The sequence below is a fragment of the Chitinophaga polysaccharea genome, from assembly GCF_007829335.1.
In the GTDB taxonomy this organism is placed as follows: domain Bacteria; phylum Bacteroidota; class Bacteroidia; order Chitinophagales; family Chitinophagaceae; genus Chitinophaga; species Chitinophaga polysaccharea_B.
The window spans coordinates 14,502-38,533 of sequence record NZ_VIWO01000004.1 but is presented as its reverse complement, the minus strand read 5'-3'; the positions used below and the strand labels follow the sequence as shown (position 1 = coordinate 38,533).

Genomic DNA, 24,032 nt, shown 5'->3' with positions numbered 1-24,032 from the left:
TTTTATTAGCTCATTTTTTGTCAGTATTTTTATAAAATCAACGCTTAACAAGCTTTTTAATACCATAAATGCGCCAATATGAGCAGTTTCGGCAAAAAATTAAGAGAGGCCAGAGAAGCCAAAGGCTTCTCCCAGGCGGAGTTGGCAAGGCAAATAACCTCTCACCACTCTATTATTGGTAAGTATGAACGCGATGAAGTAAAGCCTACTATTGATGTCGTTAAAAAACTCGCTGACGTCCTGGAGACAACCGTGGGGTACTTACTCGGAGAGTCGGAAGATCGGGAACTTTTAAAAGATCCCTCTATGCTTAAACGACTGAATGATATTTCTAAATTCCCTGATCAGGATAAAAAATGTATCCTGTATGCACTGGATGCCATGATCAATAACGTAAAGTTCAAAGCCATTCAATAAAAATTAATTTGATAAATGATAAAACCCGGTCGTCGACCGGGTTTTATCATTTATCAAATTAATCACTTACTTAATAGCAAGTAATCGTATCTCCTCTTTCCTTCATAATAGTGCTAATATTTTGGGATAGTTTGTACCCGCTAGGTAATTTAATACCTAGCATTTTACCCGTTAGATATTCTATATACTCTTTTTCTTCTTGGCTTAAACTAATTGCCTTGTCAATATTTAAACTAATGTGAGATTGTAACTCTTCTGGAATCAATATCTGAGGATACTTCTTTAAATAAAAAGAGTAATAACTCGGCCAGACCCAAAGACCGTCAGTATAAATAATATTAGGTCCAATAAGTTCCCCATCTGTATCGTACAAACTAGATATATAACGAACTATTGAAACTCCATTTTCCAAATAGTTACAAATCTCAGATAACCTTTCTTTATTAAGAAAACTATCAGAAAAAAGATCATCTATATCCTTTGAGCATGCAATATGCGGGTCATGAACTTGCAAAAAACCAACAACATTCATATTCTAATTTAAGGTTTAAATACTTTGAAAATTCCTCCTGGAACTATAGGCTTACCTAATTGGAACCAAGAACCGGGATACCCTACAAACATTGGTCTAGTAGGCGCTACAACCATCGCTTGAGACATCGTAGACAATCGTTGAGCAGCCCCCCCTTCCAATGAGCCAGACCAGCAAGACATCAACCTTATACGAGTACCTTGTTGATAGCCATCAGCAAGCATTTTTGAATATAATGCCTCAACACTCATCCGTTGTCCATTAAAAATAAACTCCTCTCCGTTTTTAGCCCCATGTACTACAACATCGAACCATCCTTTCCTAGATGGCAGATTAGCCATACTTTCCAGAACTATTTGATCATTACCGTAACCTGCTAAAAATTTACCACTAGTAGAAAAAGCTGCCCCTGAATAAGCACCCAAACCACTTTGAACCATTGTTGGCATTAAGCCCTCCATCAACGTAAAACTCCCCGACTTTTGCATCCAATCCGCAGCATTTGCATTTCGACCTACCATGTAACTCGCAAATGACTTGTCTGCACTCATCATCTTCCCAATAGATTCCCAATCATAATTTTTCCGAGAAGAAGAGAACACCCCGTCAAAATACAGGTCTTTCCCCCAAGTCATGCCACTCGCACTTCCTCTATCTTCAGGGTGCAATTGTGTACTTGTACTCGTTGTTGTAGATCCTCCTTTACTATTAATTACAGTACTGGTAAAATTGTACATAAATACATCTGCTCCAGAACTTTTTGTAATACCAATATTAAAGGAAGATGTACCTGTAGATCTTCGACCACCACCTGGATTAAATGTTGTTACACTCCTATTAAAGTTAATTGTATCTAATCCTGAAGGATCTGCGTTAATGATTGGGTTACTACCAAAAGCCTCATAGGGACTATGCTTATAGACAGGGTCATTATTCCATCTCCTTCCTATCCTCGGATCATACTCCCAGAACTCCGCTGTATAACTATTTCCTTCTCCCTTAATCTCATCCGATTTCTCCATCCCATTAAACCCATACCTATATACACCTCCATTCGCCGCAAACGTCCTTCCCGGTTGCAACATCCCAAACGCATAGTAATCCTGTGCATTCAAAACATCCACTGTATAACTGGCTATCGACTTATTATCTGCAGTAGGTACCGGAAGCTTTTTATCGCTGACGGTGGCCAGCACATTACCTAAATGATTGTTTAACTCAAAGAGCTTATTACCCCGGACAAAGGTAAAGTTAATAGCGGGACCAAGGCCCGGTAAATTTACAGCATTTGGAGCTAAAATGTTCTGTACATTTCGACGGAGTGTACTCATACCCAGCCGACTGCTACCATAAAGATGGCTCTCCGTTTGGGTAAGGTTGCCGCCATTCACGTCCGGATCGCCGCCGGTATAAACACTGATCACATTACCCTGTGCATCCCGTACGTACCACGTACTTTGTGTTTTGCCGCCACCAGTAAAGGTTTTGCTGATTCGGTTTCCAGCAGCATCATAGGTATAACTGATCGTAGAACCGTCTGTTTTCGTGATGGACTGGATCTTACCATAAACTGACCAGCTTATGTTGCTGATACCGGCCTGTCTGTCTGTAGTAAGATTACCGATAGCGTCATAACCATAGTTCCCGGCAGTTTGGTCGTCGATATCATTCGTATAATTGGTGGCTGGCACTACGTCGCTGATATAATCGAGGCGGTTGGTACCTGGAAGGTAATGATAACTGAGATCGTCCATCTCCAATGGTTTCCCAGACAGACTGTTGTTACCTTTACGCTGATTGCTGACGATATTACCCATGGGGTCATAGCTGATTGCTTCTCCCAGGTCGGCTATTTTCTGTAAACCAGACCAATTCCCCGTCGTCCCCTTCCAGGCATCCGATTTTACCAGGCGGTTCAACTGGTCATATCGATAGTTATACAACAACGCAGTATTCAACTTCCCGATGTTTACCGCCATACTGCTGATATTCCCGTTGTATAGCGGACGATGGTCCGTTCCCAGCTGGGCAGGAAATGTTGCGCCTGCGGAGGCGGCATTGATTCCGCTATAGTCACCGCCATTGTATTGAAGCACATAGTTATAGGCATCCGCAGCCACAGGGCTGCCCGCCGCTCCATCTCCACCGGCCATCGGGTTTACTGCTTTCAGCCAACCTTGCAGCGTATATACATAGTCAACTCCCTGGACCTGTTGCTGACCTAAAACCGACCGGGCCAGGGGACCATGCCGGTAATATTGATAGTAGGCATCATTCTCCCAGTAGAGGCTGTCCTGGCTCGTGTACACATTGGTCAAACGATTTTCTGCATCATATTCATAACGTTGATATAACGCATCTGCCTGTCCCGGCTGATAAGAAAACATATTTACCTTGCCGCTGATGAGGTCATAATTATATTGCAGCTTTTTAAACCGGTTATTCATGGTTGCCATGCTACCCTGCTTATAATCCTGTATCAGGGTATCCACATTACCATGGAAGTCATAACTATAAAAGCTTGCACTTGCATAGTTACCATAACTCATATCAGTAGCGGTATTATACAAGGCGGTCCAGGATACCCGGTTACGCAGATTGGCCGCTGTCATCACAGGCGCTAAAGGAGCGTATGGCTGGTCATACACCGTTGTGGTTACCTGGCTCTTACTGTATCTTGCGTTACTTATCCATTGTGTTAAAGCATTGGCGTTACGGCTGATAACATCTGTCATAACGGCGCCGCTGATAGTTTCTCCTACTTCAGTTATTCGGCCTAAGGCGTCGTAGAGCGTATAACTGTATCTGGACTGAGGCTGTTGCCGCGCATTCTGTGATACGGCAAGACGCCCAAGCCTGTCGTACCAAAACTGGGTAGAGCCGCCATCGGGCGTCTGCTGCACTACTACCTGGTTCAGCGTATTGTAACGGTAACTACTAATCAACGTATGCGCCGGCGACAGTAACTGGTTGGCTTTACGGGCGGCTTTTACCCGATTCAGCCAGGTGGCGCTGCGATCAATGATTACCCCTGCCGGAGGTACTGTTCTTACCAGGTTACCTGCCTGGTTATAGTAATAAAGTGTATAATGATATTCACTCAAATTATGCGTAACGGTGAATTGTTCCTGCGAACCGGCCAGCAAACAAGTAGTGATATAGTCCTTATCGAAACTGCCCAGGATAGAATCACGATACGCCTTGAACAACTCCGTACCCTTGCTGACTGCAAAGAAGTTATTATCTGAACAATTATTGATGGTATTTACATCAACGGGTTCAAATACCGGGGCAGCATTACCACAAAGCAGCGGACCTTTATAGTAGGTAATACAATCCACACCTGTCCCCGAAGAACAAGGTGAGCTATTGATGGAGGGAGAACAAAGGACGCCCGTAACCGGGAAATCTACTACACCACCTTGCAAATAACTGTCATAGAAAAGACTCCCCACGCTTTGCGTATATGCAACATCTGTATAACCTGCTGTCAGCGAATCTGTACTACATCCCGCTTTTCCACGGGCAGTGGTTAGCAACAACATCGCCTGGTTATTATATATACCAGCCCCGGCATAGCTTCCGTCGGCATTGCTCCTTATACACTGAAGCTCCATATTTCCAGGGATATTTATCCCGCTGGACCACTCAAATGTGTTATCAGCCTTAATTTTGTTTAAGTACAGTGTTTGCTGGGGAATATTCCTCAAGGTTTCCCCTATTATCATTCCCTTATCTGGTGTTGTATCTGTAGGAAACCACCATTTTATACTCTTCCCCGCCGGCCTATCCAATTTTTTGGCTGCAATAACACCACCGGCATCATTGATATCCAGGAAAACCACATTCGCATTGCTATCATCGATGTCGTCCCCGTTCAATATGGCTATCCTATATCCGGTGGCGGTCTTAAATATGCCGTTTAAGGTGTTTTTTCTTGCACCTACGTTGTACCGGTTCACTTTTGACAAAGTGCCGGTATTTTTGTCCAATTTTACCACCAGGCCGTCATACACACTGGACCCTCCCACGAAAGCAATGGCGGTAACCACCAGGGTATCGTGATTTTCAACAAGCGTATAGGCCTGGTCTGTACTGGGGGTCCCCAAACGTCTTATCCACCGCGGGGTTCCTTGTGCGTCTAACGATCCTATCAGCATATCGGCAACCCCTGGCCCCAGGTTATGGTTACCTGAAAAGGCGTATCCACCGTCGCTGGTCTGGATAATATCCCGGCATTCTTCACCATAGCTGGTACCATAGCCGATAGCTTTGCTCCAGGATACATTTCCCGCTCCATCCATCTTTAGTACAAATACATCCATGGTATGTGCTCCCGACTGGGTACCGCCAATAGCCACATACCCTCCGTCTTGTGTTGGCCTGATACGGGCAAACCAATCATCTTTTGCACCACCATATGTTTTTGCCCATAAAACATTCCCCTTATTATCTGTTTTGATCACATAGGCATCCCTGTCGGTCCTGCCTGGCGTAGCTCTCCCCGTACTGGACCCCACTAAAATATAGCCGCCATCTGATGTTCTTTCCAGGTTATTTATAACATCCGTTCCGTTGTTGTTGGAATAGCTGATAAGCGACCGGCATGCGGTACTGTCCCAGGATGAACTGGAACCACAACTATCTATAAAGCGCAGATATTCCCATGCCTGTTTGTTAAATCCCAGCCGGTTGTTCATAAAACTCGCAAACAGTCCATTTTTCTTTTGCTGGATAGTATCCCCCTCTTTAATTGTTGGGATGACAGACGGATAGGTAGTTTTAAACAGTTGATACATATCCGCTATATCTTTGCATCCTACGCAGGCGGGCGCCTTGTCGCATTGCATAAATGCCGGTATCTGCATAGGAGCGGCACTATAATTACAGGTTGAAGGACGGGGCTGGGCACAGGCAGTCAGTAATTGCTGCAGTGCATCCTCGGTGATGGTAATACCCCTTGTTCTGGCTAAATATTTTGAGAAAGTGACATCTTCCGGTTGTTTTCCAACTACGTATTGTTGCTGAAGTGCTGTAAGCTGGCGGCATTCACAGTCATCCGGTCCGGTATAGGAAGGCCTGCTGCCATATGCCGGTTGCTTATCATACGGCGCCGGAGCGGTGATCATTTCCGCATTACAGCTCAGCGGGTCTGTGATCCCATGTTGCCGGTTATACTCATCCAGTACTTGCTGAAAACTGCGATAGGTGTTCGTACTGGAAGGTTTTACAGTACTGGCTCCATTGGGATGCGACTGATCAGATCCTTCCTTGCACACCTGGATCAGCTTAGGCATAATCTCTTCCAGGGCAGCCTGGCTATATTTACAAGGGGCCAGTTGCTGCATCCATAATTTCACATAGGCATTGCAGTTATCTGAATAGTACTGGCTCATAGCCTGGTTGCCTGAAGTAATGGCGCCAGCAGCGGTAAGGTTGGGGTCATTCAGATACCCAAAACCATTTTGATTGAGGGCGTCAGTGGCGTTATTGAAGTTGGGTTGTTTTCCGGCAGCTATCAGCTCTCCGGCACCAGCGCAAGCCGCTTGTTTCACCAGGTTGTTGATGATATCCCGCTTGGTATTCTGGTATAATTCCCTAAAATTGCGCCAAGCCATATCCAGTTCACTGCCACAAAGTTTTGTTTCATCAAAAGGCGTGGCGCCATAAATGGCCGCGCAGGCAGTCATATCAGACTGAGTGCATTTCGACAACAAGGTGGCTACTGCCCACATAGAATAATTACCCGCATATTTACTCAGTTTAGCCTCCAGCTGGCTTTTGAGTGCGGCACTTTCCTGGCTCAACGGGTCCTGTCCTGCTGCAACGGCTGGCAAATTGGCTGGTGCTATAGTACTCGCTGTTGGGTTGAGATACCCTTTTTGTTTAGCTTCCGCATAGGTGTCCACGCCGGTGACTAACCGGTCCCAGGCCAGGCTGGAAGCATGTTTCTGGTATTCCTTCAGTTTACAGTATTCTGGATGAAAAGGCAACAGCGCTTCCGCCCATGATGGCTTAAACTTAGCCGCAAACAGGGCCGGTGGCAGTAATTGCGGTACAACGTAAGTCCCTGTTTGTTCATTGTATACTTTATCTGCCTGCCGGCTTTCATCAAGATAAATGATAGCACTGCTTCTATAAGGAGGAGTAGCATTGATATCTGGCTGATAAAAGATAGAATATTTGCTGGCAGAATCAGCGGGAGCAGCGTATTGCCCCGACGGAGCGGATACATCCAGCAACATAGCCCGTTGAATATCATCTGCATCGGTCAACTTGTTACACAAGGCGTTACAGGCATCCATGGCAGCCTGGTAAGCCGAAAGTATCTGCCCGTTATTGACTTCTCCGGCTGCTATCCCCGTCTTGCTGATATAACGGTCCCTAAAGGTGGTCCAGCTCCCGATGCTATCCAAACAGGATTTACAATCCGGTACGCAGGATGGGTTCTGCGAGGCAAAGATCACCTGTTGTTCATCAATAAACTGCTGCAATGTTTTACAAGTATTCGCTGGCAGGAAGATATTATCTCTGTAATAATCCATCCCGTCTTTACTCACCAGCAAACGTTTGGTAATCTCATAATTACCTGGAGGCAGATGCAATGAAAATTGCAGCGTCATAGGGCTGGGAGCAGTACAATCAGCGATGATATTACCCAGGGTATAATTCTGTAACTTGCTAACATAAGGTACTCCACCTAATTTCTGGTTATTACAGTCATCGGTAATTTTTATCTCAAGGTCATACAAACCTGTATAGCAAACGGTATTGTTATTACAATCTTTCTTCTGTAATACAGGCGGGGTTAGCAGGTAGCTAAACTGATAATCTCCTTCAGCGGCTATCAATTGAGACTGTTTGCTTTCCATGGCCAGCTCCTTTACCACATTACTTCCGGGGCTGGACAAGGTATCAATTACAGACACCTCCACATTAGAGGAAAGTTTGTCCAGACTCGCATTTTCTGGCATCCCCGAAAGCGCAGTAGCGATGGTACGTCCATTCATATCAACGTAACTAACGCTATACTGCCCGTTGGCATCACGCACCATGTTCTTAAAATAGTGGGATTTATCGCCGGCTTCCGTTCCAAAAAGGGCATCCAGCTCTTCCTGAGAAGGAGTGCCATAATAGTATTTTGTTTCATGGTTACTCCCCAGCTGGTAACCTGCACCCACCCCGCCTTGCCTGTTAATTCTTCCGGTATTATCGGGTGTATAAGCCGTTTCTGTAAAAGCATAACCCTGTGCATCGGGTATATAGCGTTGATAGCCGTCTGTTTTTTCAGGATTATTAGGGGAATAATACAATCCCGCGCCACTGGTACTGGAAAAAGCCGGCGCGCCGGCGTCGCATTGGTTTGTTTGCAGGTCGTACTGCGACTTGTCATACTCTGCCCCATTAATAGCCGTATTAAAATTACGGCTGTATTGTATTACGGTATTCAAAGTAGGGGCCGGCAACACCTGTATTACTGGCCGGCCTTGCCCATCGTAGTAAGTTTCTCCCACAATCGTTTTACCACTCGTATTATCCTTAGTAACAGACTGACGGCTTCGCAGGCTGCCATCATAGTATTGTACAACCGCTTTACGTTTACCTCCTTCCGCAAAACTAATATCCGCGTGCCAGTTTAGCTTTCGCTGGTGCCCTCCGAAATCATATCTTCCCAAGCCACTGGCATAATCAGAACTCCAGGCAGTAGGAATTCGCTTATCTCCTTTCTTCACCTGTACCGCCCTTACCCGGAAAAATAACGCCCCACGGTCATCATAGAGTAACGGCACAGCATAACTATTCCCGGGAATCATTACCCGGGTAGCGTTGTTGTCAAATACCAACGATGGTTTCACCGGGTTACCATACCTGTTGCCCGCCAGGGCTGATGAATCAATGTAAGCCCATTCAAGGTCATACTCGTCTGCACCGGTAATAGCCGGCCAACTTATCATGATTTCGTCGGTTGCGTCAGTATTCGGCGGCGAATTGGAGGATATCGTTTTAACGGCATCATCAGTATAAGACCACTTAAAAGTGGGCTGTACAATCATTTCATTTTCAATCAGCAACGCTGGCAGTACATCAACGCTGCCAGCTGTGGTGGTAACGTCAAGCACTTTTACCGTCACCTGATGGGCATCATTGAATACATAACTATTGCGAACTGTATATTGCTTTAATGTATCATAATTAATGGTAATCGATGTCTGTACGGAATCCTTTTGCTGATCAGCCTTGGTATAGATAATGCGTATATTGGCTGTGGCACTGAAGGGCGATGGTAAAAACAGCGGAGAATATTCATTAAGCCGGAAGCTGATTATGTTTTTGGCTGGATATGGCAGCACCAGTTTAGGTTGCATAAAAGCACTGAAAAAAGTAGTGTCTGTTACCGTCACCAGGGAATCTTTGGCAAGTTGATGTTTACTTCCGTCCAGCAGTTTCTTCAGTCCCACAGCTGTTTGCGACCAGCCAGCAATGCTCTGGCACATCAACAAAACGAAGATGGCGACCCTTGTTATTTTCTTTACTAAATACATCATTGCTTAAAAATTGGGGGTTGCAATAAATATTTTATAATCCGCATACGCCGCCGCTGGAAACACTTCATTGCCTTTCTTCACAAAAAAACTGCGTTCATCAAACAGGTCTTTTTCAGCAGCGAGTGGTTGGTAATGATGAAAATCCGCCACCACCAAAGCATATTCCTCGTACTCCTTTCCAACCTCCTCACTTGCCCCTGGAGCTATTAACAAAGTGGTTTTTACGATGTACCGCATTTGAAGCAGGTACCCGGAGAGCGTATCCAGCGTCATTTCTATGTGCCGGTAGGGAAGCCCGTCCTGAAAATCCACCTGTAAAGTTTTACGATGTTTTTTATACATTACTTCACAATGCCTGACGCCTGCCTGTCTTGCCATATCCTGCAAGGGCTGCAATGGACTTGCCGCGAGTGTATCTGTTGTGGTTTTTCCCAGGTAAAGCAACTTATCCTCTTTAAATACCACAACGCTATAGTTCCCGGTGCGGACCATTTCGGTATTGTCCAGTATGTACCGGTAATCTGCTCCGGCCATACATACCTTTCCTTCCAGCGAATCAAGTACCACGCGAGGAGTATGTTCGTTGGCATAGGTGTACTTCACCTCAAATGACAACGGATGCTTCTGATAAGCCAGCTGTATATCTTTCAAGACAGTAGCCATTTCATCCAAATGATTATCCTGCTGTGACATACCATTGTGATATGTCAGGACTAACAGCCAGCTAAATATTAATATCAACGTCGGATGTTTCATAGGTTCTACTCTTTTAATAATGCGTTTCTTGTTTCACGGATGGTTTGAACACCTCGTTGTGTTTCCTTCTTCAGCCGGATAAGGGCACCATCATCATCATATTCATAAAACGTTGCATAGTTATTCTCATCCAGCTCCGCCATGAGCCGCAGGCTTACAGGATTATATACAAACGACTTCATATTGGCGTTGTAGGGGTGTATTCGCAGATCATCGAAGTAAACAACAGAGGCCCCTTTTGCCTCCAGGGTGAAGGAGAGCTTGGTAACATCTGCCGGCAGATAAACCACTTGTTCATATCGTTGCCAACCATCTATAATAGCCCCCACAGGTTTTGCGATGACGGTAGTAGTGCCAGATGGCTGTGTTATGACGATCCCCATCTGGTTATTACTATAACCGGTACAGTTGCAGTTCTGCGCTTCCTTTGCCCAAACACTAAAGAGGATATTTTTACCTGACAAGGGAGAAAAAGCAGGCAACAAGGCATCAGATGTGGCCCGGACACTTCTCAATAAATACTGACTTCCTGAACTACCGCCACAATTATCAAGCACCGTATTGCTAGTAAATCCATAGGAGTTATTATCACTGGCCGTCACTGCCACAGTCATACCCGCTGCCTTACCTGCATCTACCCGCAGGCTATATTTACCTGAATGTTTCTCGGTTGAATCCAACTGAGATTTATAGGAAGAAAAATCAAAACTCCTTGGTGTGCTGCAACTGGCGCCACATGCGTTATTTTCAAAGTCATAATCTTCGAACCCCTCAAAAGCAGCTTCCCGATAACGGCTATTCTGTACTACAGCCACCGGAAGCGTATTGCCATATCCATATAATCCGGCATTATACCGGTCCAGCGGGTCTCTGCTTTCCAATTCATATCCCTTTTTATTATACAGGGTAACCTCCCCGGTCCACACCCAGCCACCTGCCGGTAGGTTATCCCCTAATTGCAGTCCTTTTGCCGATGATTTCCAATAAGGAGTATAGTTAGCAAAAAAACCATCCTGGCGTATGTCGTTGCTATTACCTGTACGGTTGCCATAGTTTACATAGGATTTAACTTTTCTCCAGTTCCCTAACAATCCATATACATATGGATTTACGCTGGTATCTGTAACAGCGCTGTAGCAGGTTATAACAGTTGGAGCTACCCTGACATTTACCTGTCCGGTTATAGACGCGCTACAAAAACCGGTAATGACAACCTGGTATAAACCCGCATTGGGTAAACTCGCTGGTACAGTGGGATTTTGCGCTGTACTGCTGAAGCCATTTGGCCCGGTCCATTGATACTGTACATTGGCGGAAGGCATATTAAAAGCGCTCAACCTGATGATGTCCCCTTCGCAATACTGCGATTTGTCGGAGGAAGCAATCTGCGTGGCGCCAACGTCCAGTACTTTTATAGTCTGCACCACACCGGCGCCACAGCCATCTTCCACGCGGATATCATAGTTCTGATTTTTCATCAGGGCATACGCCCCGCCAGACATGGCCGTACTGAACTTACCGGTAGTATTGGTTGCCAGGTATGGCCCTGCGATACCATTACCGGCTGCCGCCAGCTTATAGGTATAGGCGCCAGACGTGCTAACCCGGCCATTTATGGCTTGCACATTAATACTTCCGTCGTTATCTGCTCCGCCGGGGCATACCCAACCCCAGGAGCTGTTAACATCTACGCCGAGCGGCTTATAATCATAGGTTATATACTTTTCGGCAACACCATTATTGATGGTGGTGAAAGTAAAGGAAGCATAAAAATTATTGGGCTCCGAGCTGACCGCAATCTTATAGGTTCCCGGAGATGGCAAAATCAAAGAACTGTCAATAGGTACTACACCATTATTAAATCCGGATGGACCGGTTATTATCTTCATATAAATGGGGTAATTAGTATTATTGTAGGTGCAGGACCCGGCGCCTGTCAATTTCAGCCCCGTACAGGTTTCCCGTTGAGAAATAGACCAATTATAACGATACGCTTCCTTCTCTGCCACCGTAACAGGTAGTTCATAACTACCACAATTATCAGTTACCCTGAATAGATATGTACCGGGATAGAAAAAACGGGCAGGGGTATCTGTTGTTGTTGCCAACGCGAAAAAGGAATTACGCACGTTCAAAGAAGATGTTTTGGTATAAAAATTATAATTAGATGGACCCACCAACTGAATCTCGGTTCCTTCCACAAAATTGCCGGTCGATTTATTTATAGTAAACATCACCGCTCCATCATTTCCACTGCCCCCCATATATGGGCCAATTGAAACAGCATAAGGATTGGACGCCGGCTTATTGACAACCCAGTTATTGTTTTCATACAAAACATATCCATCTGCTGTAGTACATGTAACGGAATACCCCCCATAAGGAAGTTTTTTAACCACCCGATCATAAATATTATCAGTCTTTGTCTTTATAGTGTCTCTGTGATAAATACCTGTGCTATTGTTTTTAAAAACAGTATACAACGGGAAACAAGCAAACAAGGCATTGCCATTTAAGGTATAGCGGGCATCAAAATCAATATCACAGTTAGGAGTAGAAGAGAAATATGGGAAAGGGGTATAGAGTGTTCTATTTATTACCACCTCCGGGCCGCAGGGTGGCTTTACATAATAGGTAAGGATTTTACCATAGGCATCCTTAAGGGTTTTTCCAGCAGGTAATATAATAGTGTCGTTATTGCCGGGAGAAATATAATTCATCTGTTTATAGGGAAGTTTGGCGCCCCCATCAAAAGCTACCGTATACATCAGGGGCGTTTCTGAGCCATCGTAACCGCTTAATGAACTATTGGCAAGGATATAGGGAGCGCTCACATAAAACCTGTTACATACTTCATCGATTACTGATAGTTCGTGTGGATAAAACTGCGACGAAACCAATGGAGGCAGCTCCGCGATGGTCAGGTACTGGGTCGATTCAGTAGATCCGCAGGAATCGGCGATGGAAATAGTATAGTCTCCCTTGTTAAGATTATCTAACAAAAAGGGAGAAGTACGGACCGTAAACGTGACCGGACCTGTATAACCAGCTGGTGCGCTTTGTATTTTAATGTTATACGGAGATCTGCCCGCCGTGACGGTAACTGTGGCCTGCCCAGTGTTACAGGCATTCAATGCTGGCCGCTTCTGACTTATAGCAGCAGTGAAGGCTATATAATTCCCCTGAATCTGCACGTCTGAATAGTTTGACATCACCGTGCCGTTGCAGGTTGCCTGAACACGCACCTTATACTGTCCGGGCGGAATATTCTCCAATATAGAAGAACCATTGGGAGATATAGCATACCCTCCGGGGGTAACAGGCTCCAGGCTATATAATATATTACTGAGTGAACCCACATCCGTGCCAGTGAGCGATACTGTTATCTTGCCACTGGCCGCACAGGCAGATGCCTGTGGTACTGTACTGATCCCCCAGTTACATTGTGCCTGCGTTTGGAAGGCCGCCGACAGCAGACCTGCCAGTACCAGGGCTACAACAATGGGCTTTTTTAAAATGAAGACAGCTTTTGTCATTTTCATCCGTGTATAGGGGTTTATTTAAGACGTTGTTGATAATAACAGGTGTATTCCAGCCTTACTGCCAGGCCTCTGTCGTTATCTTTATAATATCCCGATGGCATATGTAATACCAGTGTGTGCTCCTGGCTCAAACTATATCTAATAACAAATCTCGGAACCGGTAATGGTGTTGCCGGTCCACTTCGCTCTTCCGGGAAATACTTCAGCTCTCCATTGTTCGTTACCTGGTACAAACCACCTTCCATACCATTACGGTGAGTGACAATACACTCCCGTTCCAGGAATTTTAGGTTCCAGGGTACCCAGCCGTTGATAACATGGGTGGATTCAGGAGTAGTAAATACTTTTTCTTCCAGCAGCCGCCCATCTTCCTGCGCATGCAGCTTCGTCTCTACTTTTGACAGTATCCATTCTCCCCTGATGCGTGCTTCATCACCCGTTGGTTGTTGCGCATACAACAGATTTCTGCCTGTAAGCAGCAGCATCGTTGCTATTATAATTTTTTTCATATTGTTATTATTGCAGGCTACAGTTTACTTTTTGTTTTTTCTTATCCTCTGCCTTCCATTGTTGCTGGAATTCCGTGGCAGAAGTATTAATGATTTTGGAATCTTTGCTAATGATGAGGCTATAGGCGCCGGCAGATTTCACCAGTGGGTTCACCATCATTGTGACTGTGCCAACGGTAGCGGCTATATTCCTTCTGCCAGAGCGAATAATCTTCATGGAAATATCGTTGCCTGTAAAGGGCTTGCCATCTCTGTCCATAAAGTAGATGTCTGGCGTACCTGTATTGGGAGGCAAGCGGTCCAGTATATTTTTATTTATTGCCCATATCTTACTGCTGGCCGGGAAAGAAGCTATTTGCGGATTACAGGTATCGCCACCGGTTTTAAATTTAGAATAGCAAAGGATTTCATCACCTGAAGCAAAGTAATCTGCCGGGTTCCCGGAAGGAAGGCCACTGATAATACGCCCCTCTTTAATATAGATATGGCTTAGCTTTAAGCCTGCGTTCTTATAGGCGCCTGCCATACCATCATAAGCCCAAGCCGCCGGGTAAGTAAGTTGAAAAACGGGGTCATTAAACTCATTTTGTACGCTGCTCAGTACAACATCACCCGTTTCACTGTCGTATAAAAGATTCCGGGTTACCACGCGACTCCCCTTGTCCATTACAATCACACTATCCAGGATACCATGCCGGTTAACGACTTTGGTAACCGCTACCGACCGAAATAGGTTTTCTTCCCGTTGTGCCAGGTTCAGAAAGCTTGGTATCAGTAACACCGGGGGAATAGCAAAACTGAAGAAGTCCCCATTAACATTAAAGTTATTGGCATTAGTCACAGAACGCTGCTCCCGCATGTCAACCATCAATTCCACATCTTTACCTATGGAGGCTGCGGAGTCAATTGTTCCATCAGGGCCAATAGCCATCACGGTGCTATTCAGCTGTTTAAAAGCAGCCTGCTGATTATCCAACCGGTAATAATTTTCCGTATAGGCGATAGGGTTATCAGGGTCCGTTTCCGCGTAGGACGCCTGGAAACGAAGTTTTCCATTCATATCATTCAGCTCTACCTTAAAACCCTGGCTGATTGCCACGAAATGTTTTGCATTGACACGCAATAGATTAGCCAATGCCGGCCTGTATCTTTTCTTGTTATCGGCCAGTAATGTCATATCAGTAATTGTCGGAAAATCGTAACTGGTATAAAATCCAGTTTCATCATACCCATTGGCAGATCTCGTATTCCTGGCATTGATAGTACGTATTCTTACCTTACTGTACCCCACAGCAGCAGAAGGGAAGAAAGATTCACCCAAGGGTGTTTCTGTATAGCCCAGGTTTACCGGCGCCAGGGGGGCCACCTGTTCTACATATTCAAGGGGTAGTTTCCAGGGATTTTCCTCCCCTCCAATAGTTGGTTCATAGCTGGCAACCCCGCTGCTAATGACAGTAGGCACACCATCTATTATCTTAGTTGTTGTATACTGATATTCCTGCCCGTAAAGCGCTTCTTTCTGCCCCGTCATCGCGTTCCAGTTGTCATAGGTAATAATACGCTTCACACGTAATCCGCCACCATATTTTTTATAAACAGGACTATTGAGCCGTGCATACGTCCGCGTAACATCCACTTGTCCGGCCCATCCTTTCATGCGGGCGCTATTGTCAAATCCTCCAAAAGCATTCTTTATATTACCGGCAAGGGAGAATATCAGCTTCACCGCATCCGCGGCGTCCAAATCATCCCCTACATCCGATCCGGGATAAGCCTTAGATGGCAAATTAAGCCGTAGAAACTGAATGGCAGCTTTGGCCAGGGGACTGAAAGGTCCACCCGTATTTCCATCCTTATCAATCCCCTTCAGCTTCACCCAAATAGTATTGCTGTTAATAAACCCATATCCGTTTGCCGGGTCCAGGATGGCATAGCAGGGCACATATTCACTTCCGCTGCCATACTTGTCGCCCGGCATTTGCACATACATACGGAAATATATTTTCTCAATTCCTTCCAGGTATCGGCGATAAACTTCTTTTACAGAAGAAACCTGTTGGGGCACCTGTATCGCTACATACAAATTGTCTTCATAACCATACAACCAGTTACTTAAATCCCCGGTGGATTTAGGTACTGTAGCGGAAAAACCCGCCACCTGGCAAAGCTGCATAGCCCGTTTATTCTGAACATAAGCGTAATCATCACTTTCATAGGTAACCTTCATCCTTCCGCCGGACGGCAGCTGCAGGGAATCCAAAGTCCACGCGGCAGCATTGTAAGCAGCTATTGTACTGTCCTGTAACGCATACGGATATTCTGCATTGGTTATCAGATTAGTTGGCGATGAGCCGGGATTTTGCAGTGCATCTTTGTAATTACCCCAACGATCATAGGACTTATTGTTATAACCAGGGTTATTGGCGTGATAGTAGAAGACGTATGGGTTTTTCTTTCCCTTATCGTTTCCATTGTAGCTAAACCATATTTTTTTCAAGGTCAACTTTCCCTGGTTATTAAGTGGCGCATTTACACCGGGGCATAATTCATAAGTATATTCAAAATGCACCGTTTTTACAGGGATGGCAGCTGTATTGTGTTTTAAGAAATCTGCCTTTGTATATAAATTAATCTCATCCAGCTTCTTTGCAATATGGTCTCCTCTCTTTTTCCCATTTTCATCGATGGCAGCCAGGTCGTCCCGATCGCTTATTTTGAAAGTGGCGATCATATTTCTTGATTCAATGGAATGCAGGTACCATAATTCCTTTTCCCCGTATACATAACTGCCTTTATCATCCCTTTTATCCGTTTTGAGTCCTTCATTATAGGTCGCATTCGTATCATAAGGTGCTCTCCAGCTATAAGCATTACGAACACCGGCTATTTTACTATAATTAAAACGGATAGCTTCGCCCGGATCGTCATCTGTAATCCCATCACCGGTCAGATCCGAATAGTCCGGAGAAACAATGCCCGTGAGCAGAAAAGAATGCGCATAGGCCGGCATTCGCTCTCCGTTGAAATACCAATCACCGCCCTTTCGGTTATTGGTTGTATTATCTGTCCCTGGCGTATACTTCACGAGCCCTTCAGGAGTATTACCATCGCTTGCATTTACAGAAAAAGTGGCCTCTCTTTGCCTAATGTTGTATACCGGTATACCATAAACGTATCGCCTGCCGTCGGCATTCAGTACGCTGATCTCAGAAATATGGTGTGCCTTCCGGAAATCATTTACCCTTTTTTCTTTAGACAACCCTGAGTTCACCACAAACGTATCTTTTGAAGGCATCAGGTAAAGGTTACGCTGCGGGATCACCTGTTCAGTTTGTCCCGGATATGACCAGCGAAGATGCATTCTTATATAGGTAGGGCCATTGTGATATTCAAGCCGGATATTATATAACTCACCCGCCACCAAATTTGCACTCCCATACCTGGTGGTAGGTTTATCCAACCATGTGTTCATAATAATGGAATCATTCAGAAAAAGCACAGCGCCATCGTCGGTATCCATTCTGAAGTCATAGCGGCCGGTAACAGGCGCCTTCAAACGGCCTGTCCATTTCACGGAGAAATGTTCTCTAACGGGTTGCGCGCCCGGTGGCAGATTGATATTAATATCATTGCCATCCCCAAAATCGATTACGGGATCAATTTTTTCAAATACCTTATTTTCAAAATATTCACCGTTGAAATATTCTCCTTTTAATCCTACACCCGGACCATTAATATCATCAGGAAATACATCACCGCAGTTGCTCAGGCTAAATTGATTGGGAGTATAGTTTTCAATGTACCGTGAAAGCCCGGTAACACTGGCTTCTTTCGCATTAAGATAAGTGATTAGCTGCGTCCTCTTGTCCCGGGCTGGTTTATACACTTTACTTTTGTTAAGGGCCACCTGGCCTACGGGGCGTTTGTTTCTATACCTGTTCAGAAAATTAGTGGTGGTAATTACGGAACTACTGTTACCGGATTGAAATAAATCTGCCGCCACTACATCATCTCCACCCAGGGCATCATAAAATGTGCTGGTATTTACCGCCTTCTCACCAGGATTACGGAAATAGGCGGCCTCGAAATCTTTATCTGCTTCCTTAAATCCAATAGTATTTGCCAATGGATTTTGTTCCAGCCAGGGACCATTTTGTGTAAAGGCCCTGGTAAAGTTAAGATCCACTCCGGCATGCAGCAGATCGGCAACCCCTACATCCGCACTTATCCGGGAAGAGTTGTCTTTGCTCTTCATCTGGTGATCATATACAAATCCTATGTCTCCGCGATATGCTCTGAACATACCGCCTGTACCCTCACCTGACATTGAAAATACATCATAGGTGTAGCCAGGTACCCCGATATTGGGCACAGCCGGCTTTTCGCGGTAAGGAATTTCTTTCTCCCGGTTATAATCCAACAGCGCGCCAGGATTTGAACTACCGTGTTGGTAGTTCAGATAACCATAAGCGGGAAGAGACAGGCGTTGGTCAGCTTTATCGATAAATTGCCGGGATATATACCCACTCACAAATAAACTGGGATGCACTACTTTAAATTCCGTCCCTACTTTAGCCGTGTAAGTCTGAAGCACACTCGTATAAGGCAGATTCATGGATGGGGTAAAAGAAGGCTGCGCAAATGAAATGCCCGAAGCAAACACCGAACCGGTGCCCATTTGACGTAAAGGAGCATTCGGCGTAGATTCTTTTTTAGTATCATCGTCTGTTTTGTATTGCCGGATACCGGCATCCAGCTGTAATCCCTTTAACCCCGTTCTCGAATTATACGCTGTTCCAATCGTTAAACTTCCTCCAATCCCCCCATTATCTATGGCTGCTCTTTGTGACAACCCTAACGATAAAGATGGCGCCAATGTGAGGCCTTCCTGCGAGTTGTTGGCAACTGATAACCCTCCTGAAAACAATCCCATACTTCCTACACCTGCATTAATACTTGCATTCACACTCTTCTCCAATCCCCAGCCCCGATATGTATTATGAAAAACTCCCTGGCTGGCGCCAACATTCAGGGGGAATCCTACCAGTTCTACATCTGCCCCGGCGGTAACGCCAATCGTCTTATTCTCCTTTATGGAAATTTCTTTCTGCACGGTATCCAATCCGTCAAAATCATCCGGTAGCCCCCGCAGGTTCCGCGTAATGGCCCCCGGGCTTATATTCCATCCCAAGCCTGTCCAACTGGCTTCCTGAGCCATAGATATACCACTGTTATAACCGATAGTTACCGGATATCCACCAACATCCAGTAAGGGAATACTATAAGAAAAATCGCCACTGAACAGATCCACCAGGTTGGTGTTGTTTACCGAATGGAAACCCTTGTTTTCCGGCTGTCCGGGGCCACCATCCATCGCCTTGGATTCAGAATGACCGGTTCGCACTACCGGTAAAACAGGTGCAATTTTCCCGAAGACACCTGTGGTATTGACAACAGCCCGGGGCATATGATAACTACCCTTAAACCTGCTGTTTAGGGCGTAAGCCGGCAATATCGTTTCCAGATAGCACAAAACGAGCAATGTAAAAGCAAGTGTTTTTCTACTCTTTGTGGCAAGCACAAGTATCATATCATTTTAATTTAAAATCAGGGATCATTATATCTGTCAATAGTGCCAATTCAGTTCCCGCGGTTTTCCGGTTTCGAATAAATAAACTGCAGATACCAGTATTCCCGCCTGGAATTAGTCAGGCGGAGCAAATAGTGCCGCCCTTCTTCCAGGTGCGTTTTGCCACCCAGCGGTAGTCTTATCAAATTCTCGCCTGGCCGGACGGCTAACGTATTCTTAAATACCAGCACACTGTTATTATCCAATGCAAGCACCTCACATGTAACCACGCTATCTCCGGGTTCATTACGATAGTTGAAATGGAGTGTATTACCACCACTAGTGACAATTGAGGCATCCAGTTCTTTTTTCAACTGGAGGTAAGCACTTTCATTTTCCGCTTGTTTCATTGGGAGGCCTTTCAGGCGGAAAGTCCAGACTTCCGTCTGTCCCGCCAACTGCGCCCCATTCCTGACGGTTATTGTCCAGGCATATTGTTTACCCGTATCCAGCCTGGGGGCAGAGGCAGGATAATTTGCAAAAAGATATTTATTGTAATTTGACCGGTACACAGGAATATTTTGCTGTACGGCTTCAGCAGCGGATTGTGAGGGTTTCATTTCTACCAGTGTAAGATCATAGTTCAGGTCATTAAATATACTGACTGGCGCTGGCGGCAACCAGCTAAACTGGGGTAAGGTTGTTTCCAATATACTTCCATTGGCAGGCATATTCAATAAGGCAGGGCTGGCCGGCTCCACAGTGAAGGAAACACAGTCTTCCCCCACTGTTGCCTTTTTATCCGCCACCTCAGCAACAATGCTGTAGCAAGCCAGATAGTTACCCGCTGTAAAAAATCCATTTACCCCTGGGTCAACGATGCGCGAAATATATTCATATTGCACAGGTTCTACGTCCTGCATCTGCAGTAGCCTGGCTCCCTTGTTCAGGGTAATATTACGTGAAATACCAGTTAACAAAGGCTGATTGGTGCGCAAATCCGACAAACGCAACATTACCCTGACATTCTCCGGCCTCTCAGAGACAGATACCAGCACAATGTTCCATAGTTGCGTTTTCTGCAATATACCCGCAGGTGGAAGCTGTACGGTCATACTTACCTGTCCTTTTACCTGCAATGCCATCCCAAACATCAATGGTAGCCAAAGTAAATACCTCATGCGTTTCATGTTTAAAATATTTTTGTATAGGTGATCCTCCCTACGTTGTTAGATGTCAATCTTTTATTTGCGCCAGGTATAAATCCTTTATCTGCGAAAAGCGAAAGCTCTCCGAAATAGGGTATACGCATGCGCGAGTTAGCTGAATACCCGATCTGCTGCAACCCATATACCGTCTGTCTGTTATACTTCACCCCCCCGCCCATCTCGAGCCATTTATTCACTTTAAACTGAAGATTTCCATCTGCATTATACAGTGTATAGTCACTGCTCTTTGCGGCTGACAGCACTGTATTAAGTGTAAACCTGTTTAAGAGTACAGTATGATTGAACATTACATTCCTGGTATTGAAATAGACGAAATTGCTATCGGTTTGCCTGTTGTAAAACTGCGTAAATGAAAAAATGGTGTTCATCATAATACCATGATACCTGTAAAGATGGCTGGCGGTACCTGTAAATGTATAAAACCGGTTTTCCACATAATGATCTTCACTCAGCTTTGTCAACTGTGAGCTGGGATAATACCCTACAGAGATCACCGGCCACTTCTTTATCCGCAATGTTGCCTGGATGCTTTTATAAACGGTGTTACTATGAAAATCCAGGTATTGATAGGTATTTTGAAAATCATTCTTTCTGAGGGCGACAGCAATGGAAAGTTGCCGGCGCCAAAAGGGCTGATCGATCCTTAATGACCAGGAACTTTGCGAAGATCCAGTCGTATATAAACTGAAGGATTGAAAATTCGCTCCCATTGATTTATATACGCCATTAATACTGGTTGCTGTACGAGGAATGAAGGAAAATGCCTTTACAGACCAGGCCTCATTGGAACGATCACCAAAACCAAACATGCTGCTGAAACCTTTCTGTCCTTTTGACGCAGCGGCATAATATGGTATAGACGATTTAGCCACCTCGCCCACCACATAGTTGTTGGGATTTATCTGCCACCTTCCCTCCAAAGACAGCCCCATAATATTATAATCTGGAGACCATTCCGTGTTATTGACGGTGCCAGCAGAGCTGAAGTTGTACAATTGCTTCTTCCCGGTATAATAGGTAAGGATCACGTTGTTCCCTTCTTTCATACCTGCTCCCACCCGCACCAGGTTCAAGTATTGTTTCGTTCGGTTCGTTCCTATTACGAAATCACGGAAACGGTAATCCACCGCCCCGGTGGCAAATGCCAGGTACCAGGAAGGATTATATTCTGCCTGTACGCCCGTAATACTGATATCTTTAGCAGTTAACTCCGAATAATCAACCAACGTCCTTCCAAGGCCGATTGATCTGATAGCCAGCAGATTCCGATACCCTTTGGGTAAAATGCTATCGGGTAAATTCATAGCTCCCAGCTCATCTGCCAATTCTTTATTGCTCCTGCTATTCATTAGTACATCCACTAAATGAGTTTTGGCAGTGTTGACTTTTTGCCGCTTCTTTTCATATAGATGTTCTAGCTTCGCCAAATCTTCCTTCAGGGAGTCAATCCTTCTCTGTGTTCTGTCGTTTACATCGGAAAGCTTAGTACTAACGGTATCGGCAGCACTCAATTCATTTTTCTGCCATGTTATCAAATCCTTTATTTTAGGTTTGTAAAGGTGCCTATTACCTGTTATTGAAATTTCCCTTATACGGAGGCTTGTATCTATTTCCCTATTATTTTTCACCAATGAATCCCGTATTCTTCCATATAACTCACGTTCGTTTTCTTCCACCATTTTTTGCAAGCGGGACGGCGCGGCCATTGCATTTTTCAACTGGTTAACCTGGCGAATTTTTTCGTCTGCCTGCTCCCGTATAGACTGTAACTCAGCCAATAGCTTCATCTGTGAAGACTCCCAGCTTTGCGCCTTATTTAATAATGATTGTTTGAAGTCCCGGTTTGTATACTGTAGGTTAACGCCGGTAATATTTCTGAAAAAATCGGAATTACCAATACTTGTGGTAAATGCAATACGCATCGGATATTGGTCTTTGACAGTAACATCAAGATAGGTTTGCAGCGTATGTTGATAAACATCCTTTTCTACGAAAGGCGTATCCAGGTTTGATCGATAATACAAATCATACATGACGTTACCATGTATTGTTAAAAAAGGTTTGGCAACAGCTGGTATAACAGGCCTGGCAGCTTTCCGCGTCCTTTCCCTGACGACGCTGACCGTATCATTACCCTGTGAAAATAAGAGCAGCGGTAATACCTTAACAGATTTACAGATAGATAATCCATAGTAATAGCCGGTATCAATCTGATGTTTCAGCTTCCCTCTACACACACTACAATTACACATGCTATCATTCGAGTGAATAATAGCACTACTATCACGCCGTTGCTGGGCATGCAGAACACCTGTAAGCGAAACGCATACAAATAGCTGTATGATGAATGCTTTCATCAAATTATGAATTGCGGTTAATGATGGAAAACTGGACGGAAACCAGATCTTAGCCGGATTTAACCGGCAAAGATGTCAAGGGATTTTATCACATAGAAATTATTACGGGCTGCATTTCCCAGGTACATTAAGGACATTCCACAAGTATTAAGGTTATTGCTTCAATAATTATTACGAAGATTCGGGGGCTAAACCGGGTCCAACATGCTACAGTATTTAATTTTTTAGTTCTTCTTTGGTAAAGGTTTACAGACATTCTCGATAGTCTGCTAATCTATAAGACTGCAATGATAATACTTGCGGTCGAAATATATTCTATCCCGTTTGTTATAGAAATGTTAATTCCACTAGTGTCAATTAGACATTGAAAGCCTGCATACACGCCGAACAAAATGAACTTATCCAGCAATTGCAGAACTGTTATTTTATAATGCCTGTTGCCTCCTTCCTATCAAGATAGAGCTTAGCCAGCAAGTATCTTAAGTAGATAAGTTTGTGATCACAATACCTGGACCTGGTTGCACAGACATCATTACCAGAATGCCAATCAAAAATTGCTTGTATTTATGAGTTCA

9 protein-coding genes are annotated in these 24,032 nt (G+C 44.8%); 1 reads left to right on the top strand and 8 read right to left on the bottom strand.

Annotated features, from left to right (window positions below):
• Positions 1-78 precede the first annotated feature (78 nt).
• The gene (locus FHW36_RS14840) at positions 79-417 is read left to right on the top strand and encodes a helix-turn-helix domain-containing protein (RefSeq protein ID WP_145670327.1); all 339 of its coding nucleotides are present in this window, start codon (positions 79-81) and stop codon (positions 415-417) included.
• Between the two features lie 70 nt (positions 418-487).
• On the opposite strand, the gene FHW36_RS14835 is transcribed toward FHW36_RS14840, so the two are convergent.
• From FHW36_RS14835 to FHW36_RS14800, 8 genes are all read right to left on the bottom strand, one after another.
• The gene (locus FHW36_RS14835; RefSeq protein ID WP_145670325.1) at positions 488-949 is read right to left on the bottom strand and encodes a hypothetical protein; all 462 of its coding nucleotides are present in this window, start codon (positions 947-949) and stop codon (positions 488-490) included.
• A gap of 8 nt (positions 950-957) precedes the next feature.
• Positions 958-9,495 carry a DUF6443 domain-containing protein gene (locus FHW36_RS14830; protein WP_145670323.1) on the bottom strand — a complete coding sequence of 2,846 codons (8,538 nt, stop codon included), beginning with the start codon at positions 9,493-9,495 and terminating at the stop codon, positions 958-960.
• 3 nt (positions 9,496-9,498) lie between these two features.
• Positions 9,499-10,188, bottom strand: a complete 690-nt coding sequence (locus FHW36_RS14825) for a hypothetical protein (protein WP_145670321.1) — start codon at positions 10,186-10,188, stop codon at positions 9,499-9,501.
• Between the two features lie 68 nt (positions 10,189-10,256).
• Positions 10,257-13,793 carry a hypothetical protein gene (locus tag FHW36_RS14820; protein ID WP_145670319.1) on the bottom strand — a complete coding sequence of 1,179 codons (3,537 nt, stop codon included), beginning with the start codon at positions 13,791-13,793 and terminating at the stop codon, positions 10,257-10,259.
• 14 nt (positions 13,794-13,807) lie between these two features.
• Positions 13,808-14,302: a hypothetical protein gene (locus tag FHW36_RS14815; RefSeq protein WP_145670317.1), complete on the bottom strand. Its 495-nt coding sequence runs from the start codon at positions 14,300-14,302 to the stop codon at positions 13,808-13,810.
• Positions 14,303-14,309: 7 nt separating this feature from the next.
• Positions 14,310-19,892, bottom strand: coding sequence for a PA14 domain-containing protein (locus FHW36_RS14810; protein WP_145670315.1), 5,583 nt, complete (start codon positions 19,890-19,892; stop codon positions 14,310-14,312).
• Positions 19,893-19,942: 50 nt separating this feature from the next.
• Complete coding sequence (locus FHW36_RS14805; RefSeq protein ID WP_145670313.1) at positions 19,943-21,052, bottom strand: hypothetical protein; 1,110 nt, start codon at positions 21,050-21,052, stop codon at positions 19,943-19,945.
• 11 nt (positions 21,053-21,063) lie between these two features.
• Complete coding sequence (locus FHW36_RS14800; RefSeq protein ID WP_145670309.1) at positions 21,064-23,457, bottom strand: coiled-coil domain-containing protein; 2,394 nt, start codon at positions 23,455-23,457, stop codon at positions 21,064-21,066.
• Positions 23,458-24,032: the final 575 nt, after the last annotated feature.

What these genes read in the sequence shown, in the direction of transcription:
- FHW36_RS14840 (WP_145670327.1), top strand. Translation starts at nt 79, where the DNA reads ATGAGCAGTTTCGGCAAAAAATTAAGAGAGGCCAGAGAAGCCAAAGGC.
- FHW36_RS14835 (WP_145670325.1), bottom strand. Translation starts at nt 949, where the DNA reads ATGAATGTTGTTGGTTTTTTGCAAGTTCATGACCCGCATATTGCATGC.
- FHW36_RS14830 (WP_145670323.1), bottom strand. Translation starts at nt 9,495, where the DNA reads ATGATGTATTTAGTAAAGAAAATAACAAGGGTCGCCATCTTCGTTTTG.
- FHW36_RS14825 (WP_145670321.1), bottom strand. Translation starts at nt 10,188, where the DNA reads ATGTCACAGCAGGATAATCATTTGGATGAAATGGCTACTGTCTTGAAA.
- FHW36_RS14820 (WP_145670319.1), bottom strand. Translation starts at nt 13,793, where the DNA reads ATGAAAATGACAAAAGCTGTCTTCATTTTAAAAAAGCCCATTGTTGTA.
- FHW36_RS14815 (WP_145670317.1), bottom strand. Translation starts at nt 14,302, where the DNA reads ATGAAAAAAATTATAATAGCAACGATGCTGCTGCTTACAGGCAGAAAT.
- FHW36_RS14810 (WP_145670315.1), bottom strand. Translation starts at nt 19,892, where the DNA reads ATGATACTTGTGCTTGCCACAAAGAGTAGAAAAACACTTGCTTTTACA.
- FHW36_RS14805 (WP_145670313.1), bottom strand. Translation starts at nt 21,052, where the DNA reads ATGAGGTATTTACTTTGGCTACCATTGATGTTTGGGATGGCATTGCAG.
- FHW36_RS14800 (WP_145670309.1), bottom strand. Translation starts at nt 23,457, where the DNA reads ATGAAAGCATTCATCATACAGCTATTTGTATGCGTTTCGCTTACAGGT.